The 1306-nt window shown below is 49.8% G+C and carries 9 tRNA genes and 2 rRNA genes; all 11 read right to left on the reverse strand.

Annotated features, from left to right (window positions below):
* Positions 1-172, reverse strand: a 16S ribosomal RNA gene (locus AC1DUW_RS29260); the annotation flags it as partial.
* 160 nt (positions 173-332) lie between these two features.
* Positions 333-408: transfer RNA gene (locus AC1DUW_RS29265), tRNA-Ala, on the reverse strand.
* 9 nt (positions 409-417) lie between these two features.
* Positions 418-494 (reverse strand) — tRNA-Pro (locus AC1DUW_RS29270).
* Between the two features lie 8 nt (positions 495-502).
* A tRNA-Arg gene (locus AC1DUW_RS29275) sits at positions 503-579 on the reverse strand.
* Between the two features lie 9 nt (positions 580-588).
* A tRNA-Leu gene (locus AC1DUW_RS29280) sits at positions 589-677 on the reverse strand.
* 12 nt (positions 678-689) lie between these two features.
* Positions 690-764: transfer RNA gene (locus tag AC1DUW_RS29285), tRNA-Gly, on the reverse strand.
* 5 nt (positions 765-769) lie between these two features.
* Positions 770-851: transfer RNA gene (locus tag AC1DUW_RS29290), tRNA-Leu, on the reverse strand.
* 9 nt (positions 852-860) lie between these two features.
* A tRNA-Lys gene (locus tag AC1DUW_RS29295) sits at positions 861-936 on the reverse strand.
* A 42-nt stretch (positions 937-978) separates the two neighbouring features.
* Positions 979-1054 (reverse strand) — tRNA-Thr (locus AC1DUW_RS29300).
* A 12-nt stretch (positions 1055-1066) separates the two neighbouring features.
* Positions 1067-1142: transfer RNA gene (locus tag AC1DUW_RS29305), tRNA-Val, on the reverse strand.
* A 10-nt stretch (positions 1143-1152) separates the two neighbouring features.
* Positions 1153-1268 (reverse strand): 5S ribosomal RNA (gene rrf, locus AC1DUW_RS29310).
* Positions 1269-1306 lie beyond the last annotated feature (38 nt).

The following is a 1306-nucleotide window of genomic DNA, read 5'->3' on the forward strand; positions in this document are numbered from 1 at the left end:
GTATTAGCTCCGGTTTCCCGAAGTTATCCCAGTCTTATAGGCAGGTTGCCCACGTGTTACTCACCCGTCCGCCGCTAATCTCAGGGAGCAAGCTCCCATCGATTCGCTCGACTTGCATGTATTAGGCACGCCGCCAGCGTTCGTCCTGAGCCAGGATCAAACTCTCCGAAGAAATGTTTGACTTGCTCATTTTGCTTTTCTAATAGTGTGTGCTCACTTAAAATTTAACGTTGGCGCTTTGTTTTGTTCAGTTTTCAAAGAGCAATATCTGATTCCTTTAAAGAATCAACTTTTACATCATATCAAAGCTTGTTAAGCTTGTCAAGTTTTTTTGGTGGAGCCTAGCGGGATCGAACCGCTGACCTCCTGCGTGCAAGGCAGGCGCTCTCCCAGCTGAGCTAAGGCCCCAAAAATCAATGGTCGGGAAGACAGGATTCGAACCTGCGACCCCTTGGTCCCAAACCAAGTGCTCTACCAAGCTGAGCTACTTCCCGAAAAAACATGGTGCGCCCGGCGGGAGTCGAACCTACAACCTTCTGATTCGTAGTCAGATGCTCTATCCAATTGAGCTACGGGCGCATATTAAGATGGTGCCGAGGACCGGAATCGAACCGGTACGGTAGTCACCTACCGCAGGATTTTAAGTCCTGTGCGTCTGYCAGTTCCGCCACCCCGGCATAAATAAATAGTGGAGCGGAAGACGGGATTCGAACCCGCGACCCCAACCTTGGCAAGGTTGTATTCTACCACTGAACTACTTCCGCAAACATGCGGGTGAAGGGACTTGAACCCCCACGCCTTGCGGCGCCAGATCCTAAGTCTGGTGCGTCTGCCAATTCCGCCACACCCGCATAATAAAATGGTGAGCCATGAAGGATTCGAACCTTCGACCCTCTGATTAAAAGTCAGATGCTCTACCAACTGAGCTAATGGCTCATAGAAACTATTTATAAATGCTATATTAAGCTTGTATGAAAATGGTGCCGGCAAGAGGACTTGAACCCCCAACCTACTGATTACAAGTCAGTTGCTCTACCAGTTGAGCTACACCGGCAGGTGTAAAAAATGGTGGAGGATGACGGGATCGAACCGCCGACCCTCTGCTTGTAAGGCAGATGCTCTCCCAGCTGAGCTAATCCTCCATATATAACTGCTTGGCGGCGTCCTACTCTCACAGGGGGAAACCCCCAACTACCATCGGCGCTGAAGAGCTTAACTGCCGTGTTCGGAATGGGAACGGGTGTGACCTCTTCGCTATCGCCACCAAACAATAAAGGAACGTTGTTCCTTCAAAACTAGATAATAA

The organism is Peribacillus sp. P4_C12, from assembly GCF_056402095.1.